20 protein-coding genes are annotated in these 20368 nt (G+C 36.0%); 6 read left to right on the plus strand and 14 right to left on the minus strand.

The genetic code is table 11. The annotated features are described in order from the left end of the window. Positions 1–114: 114 nt before the first annotated feature. The 13 genes from H344_RS0112730 to H344_RS0112790 form a co-directional block, all read right to left on the minus strand. On the minus strand, positions 115–822 hold the full coding sequence (locus H344_RS0112730) for a response regulator transcription factor (protein WP_026810676.1): 708 nt from the start codon (positions 820–822) through the stop codon (positions 115–117). An 8-nt stretch (positions 823–830) separates the two neighbouring features. Continuing rightward, the gene (locus H344_RS0112735) at positions 831–2405 is read right to left on the minus strand and encodes a sensor histidine kinase (protein ID WP_026810677.1); all 1575 of its coding nucleotides are present in this window, start codon (positions 2403–2405) and stop codon (positions 831–833) included. Positions 2406–2484: 79 nt separating this feature from the next. Further along, positions 2485–3072 carry a dephospho-CoA kinase gene (coaE, locus tag H344_RS0112740; protein WP_026810678.1) on the minus strand — a complete coding sequence of 196 codons (588 nt, stop codon included), beginning with the start codon at positions 3070–3072 and terminating at the stop codon, positions 2485–2487. Next, positions 3069–4025, minus strand: coding sequence for a YbbR-like domain-containing protein (locus H344_RS0112745; protein ID WP_026810679.1), 957 nt, complete (start codon positions 4023–4025; stop codon positions 3069–3071). Before H344_RS0112745 ends, coaE begins: the two co-directional genes overlap by 4 nt. 3 nt (positions 4026–4028) lie before the next feature. After that, a complete protein-coding gene (locus H344_RS0112750; protein WP_026810680.1) occupies positions 4029–5036 on the minus strand; it encodes a glycosyltransferase in 1008 nt (335 codons plus the stop codon). 139 nt (positions 5037–5175) lie between these two features. Then, a complete protein-coding gene (locus H344_RS0112755) occupies positions 5176–5988 on the minus strand; it encodes an enoyl-ACP reductase FabI (RefSeq protein WP_026810681.1) in 813 nt (270 codons plus the stop codon). Positions 5989–6217: 229 nt separating this feature from the next. After that, positions 6218–7870, minus strand: coding sequence for a DNA repair protein RecN (gene recN, locus H344_RS0112760; protein WP_026810682.1), 1653 nt, complete (start codon positions 7868–7870; stop codon positions 6218–6220). Positions 7871–8117: 247 nt separating this feature from the next. Then, positions 8118–9008: a type IX secretion system protein PorD gene (porD, locus tag H344_RS0112765; RefSeq protein WP_026810683.1), complete on the minus strand. Its 891-nt coding sequence runs from the start codon at positions 9006–9008 to the stop codon at positions 8118–8120. Beyond that, positions 9001–10206, minus strand: a complete 1206-nt coding sequence (gene coaBC / locus H344_RS0112770) for a bifunctional phosphopantothenoylcysteine decarboxylase/phosphopantothenate--cysteine ligase CoaBC (protein ID WP_026810684.1) — start codon at positions 10204–10206, stop codon at positions 9001–9003. Before coaBC ends, porD begins: the two co-directional genes overlap by 8 nt. 3 nt (positions 10207–10209) lie before the next feature. Beyond that, positions 10210–10542 carry a DNA-directed RNA polymerase subunit omega gene (locus H344_RS0112775; protein WP_026810685.1) on the minus strand — a complete coding sequence of 111 codons (333 nt, stop codon included), beginning with the start codon at positions 10540–10542 and terminating at the stop codon, positions 10210–10212. A 13-nt stretch (positions 10543–10555) separates the two neighbouring features. After that, entirely contained in the window at positions 10556–11365 is an 810-nt protein-coding gene (locus tag H344_RS0112780) for an outer membrane protein assembly factor BamD (RefSeq protein WP_240484982.1), read from the minus strand. A gap of 420 nt (positions 11366–11785) precedes the next feature. Continuing rightward, complete coding sequence (gene dapA, locus H344_RS0112785) at positions 11786–12676, minus strand: 4-hydroxy-tetrahydrodipicolinate synthase (protein ID WP_026810687.1); 891 nt, start codon at positions 12674–12676, stop codon at positions 11786–11788. Positions 12677–12678: 2 nt separating this feature from the next. Then, positions 12679–13212, minus strand: coding sequence for a DUF6913 domain-containing protein (locus H344_RS0112790; protein ID WP_026810688.1), 534 nt, complete (start codon positions 13210–13212; stop codon positions 12679–12681). Positions 13213–13322: 110 nt separating this feature from the next. On the opposite strand from H344_RS0112790, the gene H344_RS0112795 reads away from it, so the two are divergent. The 6 genes from H344_RS0112795 to H344_RS0112820 all read left to right on the plus strand — a co-directional run bounded on the left by H344_RS0112795 (position 13323) and on the right by H344_RS0112820 (position 19738). Next, positions 13323–14048: a 5'-nucleotidase C-terminal domain-containing protein gene (locus H344_RS0112795; RefSeq protein WP_240484983.1), complete on the plus strand. Its 726-nt coding sequence runs from the start codon at positions 13323–13325 to the stop codon at positions 14046–14048. 2 nt (positions 14049–14050) lie between these two features. After that, positions 14051–14962: a bifunctional metallophosphatase/5'-nucleotidase gene (locus H344_RS0112800; RefSeq protein WP_026810690.1), complete on the plus strand. Its 912-nt coding sequence runs from the start codon at positions 14051–14053 to the stop codon at positions 14960–14962. 122 nt (positions 14963–15084) lie between these two features. Continuing rightward, on the plus strand, positions 15085–15918 hold the full coding sequence (gene fdhD / locus H344_RS0112805) for a formate dehydrogenase accessory sulfurtransferase FdhD (protein WP_026810691.1): 834 nt from the start codon (positions 15085–15087) through the stop codon (positions 15916–15918). Positions 15919–15985: 67 nt separating this feature from the next. Next, entirely contained in the window at positions 15986–16354 is a 369-nt protein-coding gene (locus tag H344_RS0112810; RefSeq protein WP_026810692.1) for a DUF7009 family protein, read from the plus strand. A gap of 5 nt (positions 16355–16359) precedes the next feature. Next, entirely contained in the window at positions 16360–18684 is a 2325-nt protein-coding gene (locus H344_RS0112815) for an FdhF/YdeP family oxidoreductase (RefSeq protein WP_026810693.1), read from the plus strand. Between the two features lie 277 nt (positions 18685–18961). Then, positions 18962–19738 carry an NIPSNAP family protein gene (locus H344_RS0112820; RefSeq protein ID WP_026810694.1) on the plus strand — a complete coding sequence of 259 codons (777 nt, stop codon included), beginning with the start codon at positions 18962–18964 and terminating at the stop codon, positions 19736–19738. A gap of 57 nt (positions 19739–19795) precedes the next feature. Here H344_RS0112820 and H344_RS0112825 read toward each other — a convergent pair whose 3' ends face one another. Further along, a complete protein-coding gene (locus H344_RS0112825; RefSeq protein WP_026810695.1) occupies positions 19796–20098 on the minus strand; it encodes a hypothetical protein in 303 nt (100 codons plus the stop codon). Positions 20099–20368 lie beyond the last annotated feature (270 nt).

Consider the following 20368-nt stretch of genomic DNA (forward strand, 5'->3'; position numbering starts at 1 on the left):
AAAGTTTCGATAGCACCGAGACCTGAAGAAATAGTTGCAGAAATACTAACAAAACTACCCTAAATAAAAAAACACCGGAAATCCGGTGTTTTTTTTATAAGTTAAAATAGCATCCTATTCGGTTTTAACAACCAATCTAAATCCTTCTCCGTGGATGTTTAGTATTTCTACGTTTTCATCCTTTTTCAAGTATTTACGTAATTTTGCAATATACACGTCCATACTACGAGAGGTAAAATAATTATCATCTCTCCAAATTTTAGTCAACGCCAACTCTCTAGGCATCAGATCGTTTTCATGTAACGCCAATAATCTAAGCAGTTCATTTTCTTTCGGAGAAAGCTTTATAGGCTCCTCATCCTTAAATTTTAAGAATCTAAGCTTGGAGTTTAATTGGAATCCCCCAAGAGTAAATTCAAACTGTTTGCTATCTGCCAAGGAGTTAGAAGATTTACGTTGGATAATAGCTTTTAACTTCATCAAAAGCACCTCCGAATCAAATGGCTTATTTAGGTAATCATCAGCACCAGCCTTATATCCTTTAAGCACATCTTCCTTCATGGTTTTTGCAGTTAGGAAAACTATAGGAACATTTTCATTTTTTTCCCTGATCTCCTTTGCCAAAGTAAATCCATCTTTATAGGGCATCATTACATCCAAAATACAGACATCAAAATTGTCCTTTTTGAACTTTTCAAAACCCTCCATTCCATTTTTTGCCAACGTAACGTCAAAATCGTTCATGGCCAAATAATCTTTTAGGACAATTCCAAAATTTGGATCATCCTCAACTAGCAATATTTTTTTATTTACTGTTTCCATAATAACTTTTAAATTAAGGGTAGTTTTATATAGAAAGTAGATCCTTTTCCTTTTTCACTTTCAGCATAAACTTCACCCTGGTGATCATCAACTATTTTTTTCACGTAAGCTAAACCTAGTCCATGGCCCTTTACATTATGTATATCACCGGTATGTTCCCTATAAAACTTTTCAAAAACCTTTTTTAGGACCACTTTACTCATCCCGGCTCCCTGATCTTTTATTTTGATTAATATATTATTCCCAACAACTTCTGTATACACATCAATCTTAGGAGCATCTGTTGAATACTTTATCGCATTGTCCAGAATATTAACTATAACGTTGGTAAAATGCATTTCACTAGCCAATACTTCTGTACGTTCGGCACTTAAATGCGTATTAATATAACCTCCCCTATCTCCAACAATCAGCTCTACATGGGTTATAGCATCTCCTATTATTTCGTGCACATCTGCTCTATCTTTAGAGATATCTAACTGGTTTTTTTCCAGTTTTGAAATCCTAAGTACATTCTCTACCTGAGCGTGCATTCTTTTATTCTCATCTCTTATCATTTGTAGGTACCGTAATACCTTCTCTTTATCTTCAATTATTTTTGGGTTTCTAATTGCCTCTACCGCTAAATTTATTGTGGCTATTGGCGTTTTAAACTCATGGGTCATATTATTGATAAAGTCCGTTTTAATTTCTGAAATCTGCTTTTGTTTTATCAACTGATAGATGGCACTAGAGTAAGCAACAACAATAACTAAGGTAAACGCCAAGGATAAAATTGCCATTCCAAGAATAGATTGTATCAAAAATCTTTTCTTCTTTGGAAACGTAAGCAATAGGGAAAAATTTGTACTTCCTTCACTATCCTTAAACAAAGGCGCCTTGTAAAGTGTTGTTTCAGAAAATTTAAAATCATCAGATCTCAACTTAGTAGGCAACCCTCTACTATACACCCCATATTCATAATCAATATCTATGCCTCTATTTTCAAGTTCACGACTTAAGAACAATTCTATTTCTTGTTTGGACACCCGCTTATAAATAGATTTGGATTTGGCCATCTCTCTAAAGTTATCGTCCATTGCCGCCTTATCTATAGAAGATAACCCCCCTATCTTTTCAAGTTTTTGCACCGGAGTAAGGGAATATTGTCTGCCATCCAAACCGAAATCCTCCTTATAAATTTCTGTCCGCCTTATACTAGTAATATTCTTAAAGGTAGCAGTATCAAACCCTATATCAAAGAACTTAGATGCCATATTATAATCTTCCTCCAAAATCCCATGAGAGTAAAATCGGATTTCATTGGAGTTAAGATCCCTATCGAAGAAAAAGAAATTTTTAAGATGGGTCGCCTTAGGCTTCCCTATACTATCTTTTAACTTATAAAACTCGTTAAGGTAGTCTTGTACTTCTCTTTTTTCAATATTCTCTACAACCCTATTTAATATTTGGGTTACCGTATTAGAAAATTGTTCTTCTTTGTCTTCTACTGATTTGTTTATCCAATAGCTTTGAACAAAAATTATCCCAATAAGGGATAGGCTCATTAAGACAACAAGAAGACCAAATAACCTTTTATTCATTAACAGTAAAATTATAAATTTAACATTTAGCGCATTGTAGGTTTAACCTAAACTTAACAATATTGTTAAAATTCAGCGCTTATGTCCTGATTTTTAGCAATTTTAGGTGTATTTCCTCTACTTGAGCCCTTGTTCTCTTTAAATCTGAGTTTTCTATAACAAAATGGGATAGCGAAGCTTTTTTATTATCCTCCCACTGATTCTTCACCCGTTCCATAACTTGTTCTGCAGTTACCCCATCTCTTTTCATAACTCTCTTGATACGGGTTTCCAAAGGTGCGGTTACCAATATTATTTGATCGTAACGGTCATGGGAGTCATTTTCGAATATAATAGCAGCCTCTTGAATTACATAGTCTGAATTTTGCGCTGCTACCCATTGCGTAAAATGTTTACGCACCTCTGGATGTACAATATTATTTAATCTCTTCAGCAATTCTGGGTCGTTAAAGACCTTTTTAGAAATAAAGCCACGGTTTAATTTACCTTCTTTATAGCTATCAGTCCCAAATAAAGCAATAAGGTTTTGCTTTATTGATTGGGAGGTATTCATTAATTTCTTAGCTTCTTCATCAGAAATGTACACCGGCACCCCTAGATCTCGAAACATAGTCGCCACTGTAGATTTTCCACTACCGATTCCCCCTGTTAAACCTATAATCTTCATTGCTTCATTAATATAAACTCAACTTTATCTTCCTTTAATTGTACTTCATTTACCGAATTTACTTTCTTAGTAATCTCCAATTCAAGAATATTATCCCCCATTTCGTCAATTTGAAGATAATCTGCACTAACCTCAAAATCGGTTTCCTTTATTTTTTTTAAATTCTCCAATCGATCTCTACACAAAACTTCAGCAGTTTCTGGAAAGGTTCTAACTACCACTCCTTTTGGAACATTTATAATATTTATAGGAACCGTTAATATTCGTTCAGAAAACCTAAAGACCTCTCCTTCCACTCGGACCTGATTAGTAGAATAGGTGGTATTCTGTAAAACTGTAGGGAGATCTAAACCTACAGTTTTAGAAAAATTTCCAGTTAATTTAGTCAGAGACAAACTCTTTGTTGGGATAAACTCTAGATCTGCCACTTCATTTTCGGGACCGATTACAGTTATGGAATCGGGAATCAATTCTATCTCCCTATCTAGTAAATAATGTTGCTCTAAATCAATATCTACTTTGGAAGCCACCGCAACTTTCTTTTTCATAAGTCTCTGAAAACTAAAGAACATGGTGTCCCGGTCCATTTCTATAATTTCTATAGATTTTGAAAGTTGATTTTCTATTTGACTCCTATAGTCCAAAGGTGACATGTAAAATTTTTTGCCACGTTCTTCTAAAGCAGATAAGTCTACATTAACCACTTTATTTTTAAATCCGAATACTAAAAACTGATACCCACTAGCCCTAAGCCTAACCCGAACATTGTTTTTGGACACTTTTTTTAACAATAAGCTATCGGGATTACTGTGATACTGTACCTTAAAGGTAGCTTCATTGGTATACTCTTCTGCCAAATTACTTATAAACCACGCCAAACTAGAGGCTAAAAGAAATATCAAGAATTGTTTTACTTTTCTTTTTTGAAGTATGTTTTTTATGATTTCTACCAATTTCTATAAGGTTTTAAAAAACAGTTTAGGGAATAATACTTGAGGTTCTTTTTTACTAAAAATTAAAAGAACGGAGTTTTTAAAAAATCCAATCCCATATCCAAAAAATTGAATCAACACCGCTATAAGAGACAAAAATGCCACCTTAAAACTTTTGTTCACTATAAAGGAATGTACAAAAAGTAAACCAAAATAAAGGAGATAAATAATAATTGGTAGAAATAGTCCGAAAAATAGTGAGACAATAGAGACAAGTAGCCCTATACAGAATAGACTAGGGAACCAATATGTGATTTTAGCAGTTCCTGGATGCCATTGATTTAAGATAGGCCTTACCATACCAAATTTCCGAACTTGGGTATAAAATTTACTCCAATCAATCCTTCTTTTATGGTAAACATAGGCCTCTGGGATAAGCCTTGTTTTATACCCTGCTTTCCAGATTCTAAAAGTTAAGTCTGGATCCTCACCTGGGTGTATATTACCGAACCCTTGTGTTTTCTGAAACGCCTCCTTAGATATCCCCATATTAAAACTTCTAGGCTGAAACTTCCCCACAGAATTCTTACCTCCTCTTATCCCACCGGTAGTGAGAATAGACGTCATAGCGTAATTAATCGCTTTCTGCACTTGACTAAAGGAGGAATGGGCAGCATCTGGACCACCAAAACAATCTACATAACTTTTAGAAAGCGAAGCATCTACAACAGAAAGGTACTGCGGAGGAATGATACAATCTGAGTCCAACACAATAAAATAATTTCCTTTAGCACGCTGCATCCCATAATTACGGGAAGAGCCTGGCCCAGAGTTTTGTTTAAATAGGTAAGTGATATCTAGTTTATCCCTATAACCATCTATAACGGTTTGGGAACTCTCCGTAGAACCGTCCTCTACAATCACCACTTCGAAAGGTTTATCATAATCCTGAAGCACAAGGCTTTGCAAGAGCTCATCCACCTCATTTGGCCTATTAAATACGGGTACGATAAAGGAAAAAAACAACTTCATTATATTTAATAATACTTTTAAAAAGTAATCTAAACGGGAAGACCTCTATAAATCAAGGATTCATTAATTTTCTTCCCGTTGATCCAAAATAGACACCCCATATTATAAGGCACCTACTTTCTTTATGTTAGTTGTTTAATTATTCTGAAAAACTATCAACTATTTCCTGACTAACTCCTGTGGTAGAAAAGCCTCCATCATGAAATAAATTTTGCATAGTAACCTTTTTAGTATAGTCTGAAAAAAGAGTTACAGTATATTCGGCACATTCCTGGGCAGTAGCATTTCCTAGAGGAGACATTTTTTCGGCATAATTAATAAAACTATTAAATCCTTTTACACCTTGTCCTGCGGTAGTAGGTGTAGGAGATTGAGAAATAGTATTTACCCTAACCTTTTTTTCTTTTCCAAAAAAGTAACCAAAGCTACGTGCTATGGACTCTAGATAAGCTTTATTATCGGCCATATCATTATAGTCTGGAAAAGTTCGCTGTGCCGCCATATAGGTAAGCGCCACTATACTTCCCCATTCATTCATGGCATCTGCCTTATATAAACTCTGCATTACTTTATGAAAGGAAAGGGCTGACACATCCCAACCTTTACTAGTAAAATCATATTTTTGATCGGTATAAGACCTCCCTTTACGTACGTTTACAGACATCCCTATGGCGTGGAGTACAAAATCTATTTTTCCCCCTAAAATTTCCATGGATTTCGCTACTAGGTTTTCTAAATCTTCCTCACTAGTTGCATCTGCAGGAATTATAGTAGCCCCCGTTTTCTCGGCTAGCTCGTTTATTTTCCCCATTCGCATAGCTATTGGCGCGTTAGTTAATACGAATGTTCCGCCCTCTGCATGTACGGTCTCAGCGGTTTTCCAAGCAATAGAATTTTCATCCAAAGCCCCAAATATAATTCCTCTTTTACCCTTCAATAAGTTAAACAACATATTTTATTTCTTTGTGATTTTTACGTTCACCAAAGATATTAAAAATTAACGGGGCATTATTTAATGATGGAGCGCTTCTCTAATAAAATATAGAAGCACAATCAAATTGCAAGGTAAAATCCCCAAAGCAATCCCATGTGCAACTATTTTGCAAAACCGCTTTATAAAACTAGCTGTTTACTAAAATAATTAGATTAAATACATATAAAGAAAATCCGAAACCTCCTTATTAGTTTAATAATTCCTTGGCGTGGGCTAATGCCGATTCTGTAATTGCCTTCCCGCCTAGCATTTCCGCTAGTTCGGTAATACGTTCTTGTTTAGAAAGTGGCTTCATCTTGGTTTGAGTTCCCATTAGCTCCTCTTCCTTATAAACTTTAAAGTGGTGAGCACCCTTTGCCGCTACCTGTGGAAGGTGTGTAATAGAGAATATCTGCATGGTTTTACTCATATCTTGCATAATATCCCCCATTTTATTGGATATCTCGCCAGATACTCCCGTATCAATTTCGTCGAACATCAGCGTCGGGAGATTTTCATAATTGGCCAAAATTGACTTTATAGCCAACATTATCCTAGAGAGCTCTCCTCCTGATGCTACTTTTTTTAATTCCCCGTAAGCAGAACCTTTATTGGAAGACAAAAGAAAGGTAAGGTCGTCTTTCCCTGTAGCCTTAAACTCTTTGGAAGGGTGAATTTCAATTTTAAAGGTAGCACTAGCCATTCCTAACTCTGCTAAGGTACCTTCTAATTGTTTTTTTAGTTTTGGAAGTATTTTATTTCTGTTCTTGCTTAACTTAGAAGCTATTGTATTCAATTCTGCTTCTAACTCTAATAACTCTTTTCTCTTCGCTTCAATATCACTTTCCACATTTTCTGTGGCTTGCACTTTATCATCCAATTCCTTCTTAATACCAAGTAGTTCGGATACATCGTGGGCATTGTGCTTTTTCAATAGGGTATGTAGAAGTTGCAACTTAGCACTCACCTCTTCTAACATCTCAGGATTGGTATCAACCTGATCGTTTAGGGCTATGAACTCGTTAGAAATATCATCCAATTCTATGAAAACAGAATTAACACGTTCATCCAGTTCACTATAATGCTGCCCATAATGCCCTAATTTATGTGAAATCTGCTTCAATTCTGTCAGCAGATTAATCACTCCTATTTGCTCATCGTTAAGCAATTGCTGCACTTGCGACAATTGCTCCATAATAACTTCTACATTGTTTAACTGCTCGTACTCCTCCTCCAAGGTTTCAATTATACCCTCCTTTAAAGGAGCAGAGTTTAATTCTTCCAATAAGAAACTATTGTATTCATGTTCCTTAATAGCGTTACTTTGAAACTCTAAAAGCTGCTCTAATTCTTTGGTACTGGTTTGATATTGCTCCAATTTAGCAGCATACTGCACTAACACTTTCTCATTGTTAGCAAGAGCGTCAATAGTTTTTAATTGAAAATCACTCTCTCCTAATTGCATGGTCTGATGCTGGGAATGCACATCTACTAACCGCCCTCCCAATTTAGAAAGCACATCTAAAGTCACGGGAGTGTCATTTATAAAGGCTCTTGATTTACCGCTAGGCAAAATTTCTCGCCTTACGATAGTTTTGCGCTCGTAGTCTAAATCGTTATTATCAAAAAACGATTTCAATTCATATTTGGCTATATCAAATTCGCCTTCTACAATACATTTACTCTCCTTGTCTTTAAGAGAGGAGAGATCTGCTCTCTTACCTAACACTAAGGCCAAGCCACCCAATAAAATGGATTTACCGGCACCTGTCTCACCAGTAATCACCGTAAAACCATTAGTAAACTTAACGTTTAGGTGGTCTATTAGAGCGTAATTTTTAATTGAAAGATTTGTCAGCAAGGTATAAGTCTATTATTGGGGTAAAGATAATTGTTATTGTTTTGGAAAAAAATGGGAGTATAATTTTTTTATACAAACTAATTATTCCTAAAGGACATGTAGCTATAAGTAAGACCAGAATAAAGCGAACTGACACGTAAAATAGTATTTTGACCCTACCGCAAAATCATATAAACCGAATTGAAAAACATAGGCTATATCTAAAGATTTGTACGTAATCTCTAGCTTAAACCTGTAAACAACCTTTTTAATATTTTATCTGATTCCAAGTTGAAGAATAAAGTGGCGCAATTTTATTTAAAGTTTCCTTTAGCTGAACTACATCTACTTTAGGACCATCAGAAAATATATCTTGAATCTCTTGCGCTTTGGCATCAAAAAACAACTGGGTTAAAAAAGCATTAGGGTGCCTAGAGGCCATTGTTTCAAACAATTGTAAGGTGCCAGCAACAACTTGCTTCCCTGTACTGTTGTTATCAGCAAGAATATCTAAGCCTTTTCTATGATAGTTATACATGGCAACTCTATATTCTCTATAGGAATTAGACATTAAATTATCCACCAATTCAAACCTACTGCGCTCTCCGCTAGTTCTGCTCCAACCAGCAGCGTTTCCACTTTGCGCGAGACCAACAATCTGCTGTGCCTTTCTAAAATATTCACTCCCCCCCTCTAAAGAAAAAGTATCGGCATCTAATCCCAAAATTAAATAAACATAATAAGAGACTACCGCTACCAAATTAGAATCTATATTGTTTTCGCTATAAATCAACGGTTGAAACTCTATATATTGAAAATTAAACTGATTGTCCTTATAGTTGAGAATAGGACTTTCATAAGATGTATTAAAAACAGGGCGAGAAGATTGTAACTGTATATTCCCTTTTAAACTATTAGACTCGTACTCCGTGATAGTAATGAACATTTGAGCGTTCACCTTTTCATTATCCTTATATTCCCTATTAGACCAATTTGTTTTATTTACAAAATCGCTTAAGGAGCGTTCCAAAGTTTTAAATATCTGCTGATTCGTCTTTCCAACTTGATCGGCATTAATGGTAACGGTACAATTCAGTTCCTGAGCCGCCAAACCTAGGGAAATAATAAAACAAAGCGATACTAGAATAAGGTTACGCATGAATACGGGTTATAATTTCGTTTAAAATATCTTGAGCGACCTCTGCCTTGGTCTTTAGTTTAAACGATTTAATATTTAATTTCTTATCAATATAAGAGATTTTATTGGTTTGTTTGCCAAACCCGGCCCCTGTATCATTTAAAGAGTTAAGAACAATAGCATCTAAATTCTTACGTTTTAGTTTTCCTATGGCATTTTCCTCCTCATTTTCGGTCTCTAAGGCAAACCCCACCAAGAACTGACCTTTTTTCTGTTGTCCCAAAGAAAATAGAATATCCTTATTTTTAACCAAGGATATATTAAACTCTTGATCGCTCTTTTTAATTTTTTGATTTGCTACCGATTTGGGCTTATAATCCGATACTGCTGCAGCACAAATAGCAATATCCATATCCTGATATAAGGCATGCGCTTCCTTATACATCTCATCTGCAGAAGTGATTTTGATAAGGGTTATCTGTGAATGCTGTATGGTTAAATGTGAAGGGCCAGAAATTAGAAACACTTCGGCCCCCAAATTTGCCGCATTCTTAGCCAGTTCGTATCCCATTAACCCTGAAGAGTGATTCCCTATAAACCTAACGGGATCAATAGCTTCATAAGTAGGACCAGCAGTTATTAATACCTTCTTTCCTTTTAATGGCAATCCTTTTGTAAGGTCCTTAATTATAAAATCTACAATCTCCTCTGGTTCTGCCATCCGGCCTTCGCCTACCAATCCACTTGCCAATTCTCCTGTATTAGCAGGAATCATAATATTCCCAAAAGAGGTCAGCTTATCGAATGTTACAGAAGTAGAAGGGTGTATATACATATCCAAGTCCATTGCAGGAGCAAAGTAAACAGGACATTTGGCAGATAAATAGGTTGCCATCAATAAATTATCGCAATTCCCATGAGCCATTTTAGACATGGTATTTGCAGTAGCTGGAGCAATAATCATTAGATCTGCCCACAGTCCCAATTCTACATGATTATTCCATGAAACACTACCATCTTCCTCATTTATAAAAGTGGTGTGCACTGGGTTTTTAGATAATGTAGCAAGGGTTAAGGGAGTAACAAAAGAGCTGGCGCTATGCGTTAAAATCACTTTAACGTTAGCGCCAGCTTTAATAAGTAAGCGTACCAAAAAGGTGGTTTTATAAGCAGCTATACCTCCGGTAACTCCTAAAAGTATATTTTTACCGCTTAACATCCTTTACGCATCTTTCTCTGTATTCCTATAATAAATTTTATCGTCTAACCACTCTCTTACTGCAATAGCATGAGGCTTAGGCAACCTTTCGTAGAACTTAGATACTTCTATCTGCTCTTTGTTCTCAAAAACCTCTTCTAGGCTATCGCTATAGGTAGCAAACTCTTCCAATTTCTCCAAAAGCTCCTTTTTAATTTCAGAATTAATCTGAACAGCTCTTTTAGCAGCAATTGAAATTGCCTCATAAATGTTTTCGGTCGGCGCATCAAATTCATTCCTATTGATGGTTACCGTAGATACCGGAGCTTTAGAGCTTTTTAAATCGTTTGTGTTCATAACAGGTGATATTTTATTTGGAATAATTTTGTAATTCTTTTTCTATTTTTCCCACGGTCTTTTCAGCATCTTCTAAATACTTAGACTCAGGAAATTGTTTTTTCAATGCATTATAGTACGACTTAGCATTATTTAGTCGCTCCTTTTTAAGATACTCAAAACTATTGAATGCCAATCTAGTTGCCGCATCAAATTTATAATAAAGAGCATCCTCGTGATAAACGGAACCTGGATTATCTACAATGAAATTATCAAAAGCGGTTACCGCTGGCGTTAAAAAGGTATAGTCAAACTCCCCAATAGTATTAAACTGCTTAGCTATTTCAAACTCTTTACGCTCCTTCTTAGTGGTGAGTTCCTTTGCCATAATATTGGCTTCTCCCATAAATTCGGAATCTGGATAAGCATTAATAAAATTCTGTAGTTTTATTAATGCCTTATCGGTATCGGTTTGATCCAAAGAGTATTTTGGAGATAATTTGTAATAACTTTTTGCTCCTAAGAAACCTGCTTCTGCAGCTTTATCACTTTTTGGATAGGATTTTAAGAATCGCTCAAACTGATATCCAGCCATATTATAGTCCCTGATCTGAAAATAAGAATCAGCCAAGAAAAACATAACCCGCTCACCTTGTGGTCTTCCTATATACTTTGGAGCAATCTGCTCCAATAAACGGTTTGCCCTTTTAAAGTCGCCCTCTTCATAAAATTTCTCGGCCATATCATACTTCGCCTTAACATCTTCATTTTTAAGTACTTTTTGGTACTCACTACAAGAAGTAAGGATAACTGCCAATAACAAAAAGGGGAATAGTCGTTTCATTTTTAAAAACATTCTGCAAAATTAAGGTTTTTGATCGGATATAAAAAACATTATTATCAGGCTAAAATAACTTCCTTCCCTTCTAGTAGCAAATTTTTTGTGCAACTTTTAACTATGTAGAAGTATCTCCCCTTTAAAATTCAACAATTAGAAGGATATTGCCCCTAATGCGCGACTTTAAAATATACCGATACCTAAAAGAAAAAACCACCAAAATCATTTTTAATAGAAAGAAGATTTTAGATACTAAGCATAACGTAAATCGTTAGTCAGAATTTTTATTGATTACCCCACAATAAGCCGTATCAAACAATAGATAACCTTCCTTACACTAAGCATTACAAAAAGTAATCCGGTGCCGCATTTAGACTGTTAAGTCCAACACAGACACCGGATCGTAATTTTTTACTTTTCTAAAAGCTAAGCAACAATCTTAAGGAGCTTGCTTACGAAGCGATTGATATTTTTTTTTAGACTTGTTGTAGCTTCCACTAAAGGAAGTCTCACTAAAGCGGTACCCATCCCCATGTGTTCTAGCAAAGCCTTGATCCCAGCGGGGTTTCCTTCTCTAAAAATCAAGTCCATCCCCTCCATTAGATTATAATGTAACTCAAAAGCCTCCTTAACTCTATGTTCCAATCCAAACCTAATCATTCTAGAAAACTCCGTAGGCAACCCTTGGCCCAATACAGAGATTACACCATCTCCGCCTGCAAGTACAGTTGGTAGCGCAGTAAAATCATCGCCAGAGATTACCATAAATCCATGTGGTTTATCTTTTATTAAGCTCATCACTTGCACCATATCCCCACTTGCCTCTTTAATACCTATTATATTATTAAAGTCGTTTGCAAGTCTTAACACTGTTTCTGGTAACATATTACTTCCAGTTCTTCCAGGTACATTATAAAGCAAAATTGGTTTTGGAGAAGCCAATGAAATCGCTTTAAAATGTTGATAAATCCCTTCTTGGGTAGGTCTGCTGTAATATGGTGACACAGACAAGATTGCTACAAAATCCTTAAGATCTACCTCTTGTAGTTCTTCTACAACTGCGGCAGTATTATTACCTCCAATTCCAAGAACTAAGGGTAATCTCCCTGCATTAGCCGAAACTACGGTATTGATTACCAATTGCTTTTCCTTTTTGGAAAGCACTGCAGATTCTCCAGTAGTTCCCAAAACCACTAGATAATCTACTCCTCCATCTATACAATAATTCACCACTTTAGTAAGTGCCTCTGTATCTATTGTAAAATCTTCATTAAAAGGAGTAATCAAAGCAACACCCGTACCCATTAATTGTTCCATTACTAAATCTCATTTAAAACCCGTAAATATTTTTTCAATTCCATTTTAAAGGTTTGAAAATCATCTATAGGTATATTTAAAATTAAATCATTAAAATTTTTATCCACTCCTCCAAAGCCTACCTTTAATCTAGCTTTGGCCTTTATGCTCATTAATTGCAACAATAATTTATCCTCGTTATAATAATTAACCAACACATCATATTCATTCTCCAAAAATTCTAAGGCGTAACTATTTTCAATTTTAGCATCCCACCCCAGATCTTTATCAGAAAACACTGGTGTACTATAGGGCGAATTTTTATCATAAAATTCTTTGTAACCTATAACCTTTATTGCATTAGGTCGTAATGAAAATTCCTCTATAACCGTATAAAAAGAATCAGCATTATTAAACTTATCTAAATCCACAATAAATCCTATAGAACTTACTCCAACTCCCTTATTTGGGACGTTTGACGGTGCGGCTAATTCCTGTCGCAAATACTTGCGTGCGGCTCTAACCTTTAATTTATTCTTTATCTTTTTTAAAAACATGTATTTTTACATTATCTAGAATGTAAAAGTAAATATATCATTGCTAATTAAGTTACGAAGGTAAGAACTATATGATTTTAAAAAATAAACATTTTGTTATATTTATAACAATGTGTACTATATACGCCTGTACACAACCACAGCCAAAACTAAAATCTATTGACGGAAAACAGCTAGAAGTCAATCAAAGTGTAAAAGCTAAGGATAGTATAGAAACGCTTGTAGCACCGTACCGTACTAGAATAAATGAAATACTAGATAGCGTACTTGCCTATACGCCAAAGGCTATTACTAAAACTGAGGGCAAATACAATACTTCTGCAGGGAATTTAATGGCAGACATTGTATTGAAAGAGGTAAATCCAATTTTCAAAGCTAGAACAGGTAATGACATTGATTTTGTTCTTCTTAATTTTGGAGGAATACGCTCTATAATTTCTAAAGGGAATATTACTACAAGAAATGCATTTGAGGTGATGCCTTTTGAAAATTCAGTTTTTATTGCAGAGTTAGATGGAAAGTCTATAAAAGAATTGCTCTCCTACCTATTAAAATCTAGTGTACCACACCCTATAGCGGGAATTCAAATTGTAGTGGACAAAAATAAAGACTTAAAGGAGGTAAATATAAAAGGAGAACCATTCGATGAAAATAAAACCTATTTTGTGGCCACCTCTGACTATTTGATTACTGGAGGTGACAGGATGAATTTCTTTAAAAATCATCTTTCCCTGATGGATACCGACTACCTTATTAGGAACACCATGATAGATTATTTTAAGAAAGTAGATACCATACACGCCACAATTGATGACCGTTTTATACAAATAGATTAGGAATGGACCGTAGAAAATTTATTTCCAAAACCGCAGCTACCTCCGCATTCATTGGAATGGGTGGATTATCATTAAGCTCTTGTCAACAAGACGCAAAGAAACATATCACCATACTGCATACTAATGACGTTCACAGTCATATTGACCCCTTCCCTACCACTCACTCTAGCTTCCCTAACTTAGGAGGAGTTGCTAGAAGAGCAACTTTAGTAGAGCAAATACGCAAAGAAAATCCGAATACCTTACTATTTGATGCAGGGGATATTTTTCAAGGAACTCCTTATTTCAATTTTTACGGTGGTGAATTAGAGTTTAAACTAATGAGCATGTTGCAGTATGATGCCGCAACCATAGGAAATCACGATTTTGATAACGGTTTGAGTGGTTTAGCCGCTCAACTACCCTACGCAAAATTCGAATTCTTATCTGCCAATTATGATTTTTCAAAAACTATTTTAGACGGACATGTTAAACCGTATAAGATTTTTGTTCGCGATGGAATAAAAATTGGCGTTTTTGGACTAGGAATCGCTTTAGAAGGATTAGTTTCTAAAAAGCTCTACAAGGAAACTATATATTTGGATCCTGTTGAAATGGCTCAGGAAATGAGCAACACCTTAAAGAATGAGGAGCAATGCGATCTTATTATATGCCTTTCACATTTAGGCTACCAATACACCAATTCACAAAGGGTGGACGATATGAAAATTGCTGCAGCCACTGAGAATATTGACCTTATCATTGGTGGGCATACCCATACTTTTTTAGATAAGCCAACAGTAACCACTAATAGAAAAGATCTTCCAGTTCTAATTAATCAGGTAGGCTGCTTTGGTATTAATGTAGGCCGATTAGATTTTTATTTTGAAAACGGAAAACCAACAAAATCAGAAGGGGTCTCTATCTCTGTTTAGGTCAGCAAAATTGCAATTTAGTCTTGTGCAAAGTAATAACGCAAAAGGTGAAGTATGATTATAAAGGCACCTATTCTGATAACCTAATAGCATAAGGCAGGACTTCACCAAAAAGCATTACAATGAAAGAAGACAGCGAAAAATCGACCACTTCAAAGAGTATTATCAAAATTAATTTTGATGATACCGAAGAGGTTATGGATACCATTGCAGTGGAAGAGCCATTAGAAATAAGCATCAGTGTAATCAATGCCGATCCACCTATTATCAATAAAAACATATCCATTACCATGCGCACCCCAGGTAATGATGCCGATCTAGCAATAGGTTTTTTATTTACAGAAGGAATATTAGCATCTACAAAGCAAATAGACAACATTTCTTTAACCGAAAATAACGTTCACATTTACCTCAGCAATTCTGAGAACATTGACCTTAGTAAATTAGATCGGCACTTTTACACCAGTAGCAGTTGCGGTGTATGTGGCAAGGCTAGTTTAGAAGCAATAAAGACAATTTCTCTCCTACCCCAGTCAGAAGCCAATTTTCAGGTAGATAAGGATCTTCTAAAATCGTTCCCTGACATTTTAAATCAACAGCAAACCATTTTTAATACTACTGGTGGAATCCATGCAGCCGCCTTATTTGACCTTTCAGGAAATTTGCTGGAGCTAAGAGAAGACGTAGGGAGGCATAACGCCTTAGATAAACTTATTGGAAACTGTTTTCAAAACAATCATTTTCCCTTAGATAATCATATTTTATTTCTAAGCGGACGTGCCAGTTTCGAACTGATTCAAAAGGCAGTAATGGCCGGTATTCATTTTGTCACCGCTGTAGGAGCGCCATCTAGTCTTGCCGTGGAGATGGCTATAGAACACGATGTAACCCTTGTTGGCTTCCTAAGTCATAGCCGATACAATATTTACAATGATGCCAAACGTATAAAAATTTAAGACGTTACATTTTGGAACCAACTTTCTAAAGAGGTAACTTTATGTATTAAGCATAAACCATATTTAAATGAAAATTAGAATCCGAGGTAATTCCATTCGCTACAGATTAACCAAATCAGAAGTGAGTCAACTTCAGAAATTGGGCTATATTGAAGAAAAAACCTCTTTCAATAGCACCCAGTTTAGGTATGCCGTAAAAGCCAAGGATAATATCGATTCCCTAGAAGCATCCTTCAAAGAAAATACCATCACCCTAAATTTCCCAAAAAAGGAATCTGAAAAATGGGCAGATTCCGAACGGGTAGGCTACGAATCCTATATGGTTTTAGAAGATGGACAGACTTTACGATTACTGTTAGAAAAGGACTTTGTCTGTTTAGATGAACGCACGGAAGATGAATCTGACAATTACCCAAACCCAGCAGCAATGAAATAATCTTTATGACTAAGAAAGCAAAAGACATATCACCCAATCCCGAACCGCCAGAAAAATTAACAGGACTTAGAACTAGTAACCCTAAAAAGGTAGCTGCAGGAATCCCTGCAGTAATCTCTACTGCCAAACACGTTTTTGGGGAAATGGGAATGAGTAGAGGCTTAAAAGCTTTAGCCAACCTCAACCAAAAATCGGGATTCGATTGCCCAGGTTGTGCTTGGCCAGATCCAGATGATGAAAGAAGTTCTTTTGCAGAATATTGTGAGAATGGCGCTAAAGCCATTGCGGAGGAAGCAACCTCTAAAAAACTAGATGCTCATTTTTTTAAGAATAATAGCGTCTCTTACCTTGCCTCTCTTTCCGATTATACGATTGGAAAAAAAGGTCGACTAGCCCAACCCATGTTCCTACCCAAAGGTGCTAATCATTACAAAGAAGTCAGTTGGGAGGAGGCATTTAAAAAAATTGCAGCACACCTGAATAAATTGGAACACCCAGATGAGGCCATCTTCTATACCTCCGGAAGAACCAGTAATGAAGCGGCATTTCTTTTTCAGCTGTTTGTACGAGAATACGGCACCAACAATATGCCAGATTGCAGCAATATGTGCCATGAGAGTAGCGGGGTGGCACTCACCGACTCTTTAGGGATTGGTAAAGGCTCCGTAAAATTGGAAGATTTTTACGAAACAGACCTTATTTTAATATTAGGACAGAACCCTGGCACCAATCACCCTAGGATGTTAAGCGCCCTACAAAAAGCAAAAGAGAATGGGGCAACCATTATTTCTATTAACCCCCTATTAGAAACAGGTTTACTAAATTTTAGCAATCCTCAACAAGTAAAGGGGGCTTTAGGCATTAGCACCTCTTTAACCGACCTATATTTACAGGTTAAAATAAATGGGGACATGGCCTTATTGCAAGCATTAACTAAACTATTATTAGACAGGGAAGATAAGGCTCCTGGCACTGTTTTAGATCATGCATTTATCCAAGAAAAAACTAAAGGAATTGATAGCTACCTCAACCACATTAGGTCCTTGGATATCGAAAATTTAATAGAGCAGTGTGGGATATCGCTTAAGGAAATGGAAAAGGTTGTGGATATCCTAGCGACCAAACGAAAAGTGATTGCATGTTGGGCCATGGGCCTTACTCAGCATAAAAACTCCGTAAATACTATTAAGGAGATTGTAAATATACTGCTTCTAAAAGGAAGTATTGGCAAACCTGGAGCAGGTACCTGCCCAGTTCGCGGACATAGTAATGTACAAGGAGATAGGACTATGGGGATTTACGAAAAACCACCAGAATCTCTTTTAGATAATTTAGAAAAGGAATTTGATTTTAATCTGCCACGAAAAAACGGATACGATACCGTAGAGAGTATTAAAGCAATGCACCAAGGCAAGGCAAAGGTATTCTTTGCTATGGGCGGCAACTTCCTATCCGCTACTCCAGATACACAGTACACCGCACAAGCCCTTCAAAATTGCGATCTTACCGTACACGTATCCACAAAATTAAACCGTAGCCACCTCATCCATGGGAAAGAAGCTATTATTCTACCTTGTTTGGGAAGAACCGATAAGGACCTTCAAAATGGAGAATTGCAATTTGTTAGTGTAGAAAACTCTATGGGAATTGTTCATAGCTCTAAAGGAAGTTTAACACCTGTTTCTACTCAACTACTAAGTGAACCAGCTATTGTTTGCGGCTTGGCGAAAGCTACCCTTCCAAATAGTAAAGTAAACTGGGACATATACTTGCAACATTACGATCATATTAGAGATAGCATTGAAGCCTGCATTCCTGGTTTTGATAATTATAATCTAAAAGTAAGACAACCCTCTGGGTTCTACCTCCCCAATTGCAATAGAGATAATACGTATAACACCCACACTGGTAAGGCCAATTTCAGTATTTCCCATAGCGAGTACATCCCTCTTAAGGAAAAAGAACTTCTAATGATGACCATCAGAAGTCATGATCAATTTAATACCACCATATATGGATTAAACGATCGCTATCGCGGCATATATAACGAAAGAAGGGTTATCTTGATGAACCCTAAAGATATTGAAAAGCAAAAACTAAAAAACCAGCAATTGGTAGACCTATACAACTATCATAATGGTAAGGAAAGGGTTGCTAGGAAATTTATTGTTCTAGAATATAATATCCCTGAGAAATGTTGTGCAACATATTTTCCGGAGGCAAATGTATTAGTACCTGTAGGCAGTACAGCTGATTATAGCAACACGCCAACTTCAAAATCAGTAGTTATAGAATTAAAAGAACATAAACCTAAGGAAAGTAATTACTAATTTCATTTATTGAATTCCCTAAAGTCGAGTTCATGAAACGTTGTTGGAAGAAAACCTCCTTTGAATTATTGACCCTAAAGAAAAGGTAATCTAATATGTAAGGAGTAAACTGCCTCGTAGCAGGCCCGCCTAAAAGATTCGGGCAGGCCCGCCTCTGAGCATTCAAATCTCGATTACCGAATAAACTAAAAACAATAAGCGAAAGTAAACTATCTTTATACGGCCCACTTTACCACATTTCATTAAACTTAAAACAACAACTAATTAATCTAACCACATGTACAAAGCGCTATACCTTCCATTATTTTTACTCCTATTCTCAGTAAGTAATTTGATACAAGCCCAGCAAAGGGAGTACTATCAACTTAAAACCTACCTTTTAGATAGCAAGGAACAAGAAAATAGAACTGATAAATACCTCAGCGAGGCCTTATTGCCTGCCTTAAAAAAATTTAAAATAAAGAACGTGGGCGTTTTTAAACCTAAAACCATTGATTCTTTAAACCCTAGGAGCATTAAGGTTTTGATTCCTATGAAAACTTTAAAGGTGTTAGAGACTTTAGAATCCAAGTTACATAAGGATAAAGCATATATGGCAGCTGCTAAAGATTTTTTAAACGCCCCCTATAACAATCCACCCTATAACAGGGCAGAATCAATAATTTTAAAAGCTTTTATAGATATGCCCAAGATGAATGCTTCCCCTTTAACAGGGCCTCGCAAAGAACGTGTATACGAGTTAAGAAGCTATGAGTCTGCCACCGAGGCCAAGTACACCAATAAAGTAGCCATGTTTAACCAAGGTGGAGAAATAGCACTCTTTGACGATTTAGGGTTTAATGCTGTTTTTTACGGAGAGGTAATATCCGGGGCCACAATGCCAAACCTTATGTATATGACCACATTTGAAAATAAAGCTAGTAGAGATGCACATTGGGAGTCATTTGCTAATTCACCTGTATGGAACAAGTTAAAAACGGATGAAAACTACCAAAATAACGTTTCTAAAAATATTACCCGTTTTTACTATCCAACGGAGTACTCTGATTACTAGTATTACATTTTATAGGGTAGCCACATTATCTTTATTCCTAAACAATCCCTTTTATCACTATTGCTCTAAAAAATACGTCACTAATTCCTGCTGTTCCTCTTCCAAACTTATGCTAGGGAAACTTCTACCCGCCATTCTATACCAATATCCAGCATTAAACTTATCCCCTTCTTTTCTATGTAGATAAGCGTGAATCCAGCTGCCATTGGTGTCGTGCAAATCTTGTGCAATATTATGGGATGCCTCCCAATCCCCCTTAACATCAAACCACATCGCTCGCAAGGCTTCAGACCAAGTAAGTGGCGGGGTTTGATGTGTAAGTGTTTCTTTAAATTCTATATAACTTTTTGGAATAGACATTATTAAAATATTTTAAATAAACAATCTATACTTCTACATTAGATAAAGGCATAAAGGATTCATTTCTGATTAATATAACAGGTCTAGGGTCTAGCACTTTAAGCTTTCATTATTAGTCATTTTTTATACGTTAAATAATAAAACCTTTTCCTAATCTGCTATTTATCTGATGGGTAAAAGAATAGCCTTATAAATAGCCTTATAATCAATGAACGAATCTCCGTCCTCTGTTAAAAAGAAAGATAAGATGTGTAATCCTTTAGCACCAAA

The organism is Arenibacter latericius DSM 15913 (genome assembly GCF_000424985.1).
GTDB classification, from domain to species: domain Bacteria; phylum Bacteroidota; class Bacteroidia; order Flavobacteriales; family Flavobacteriaceae; genus Arenibacter; species Arenibacter latericius.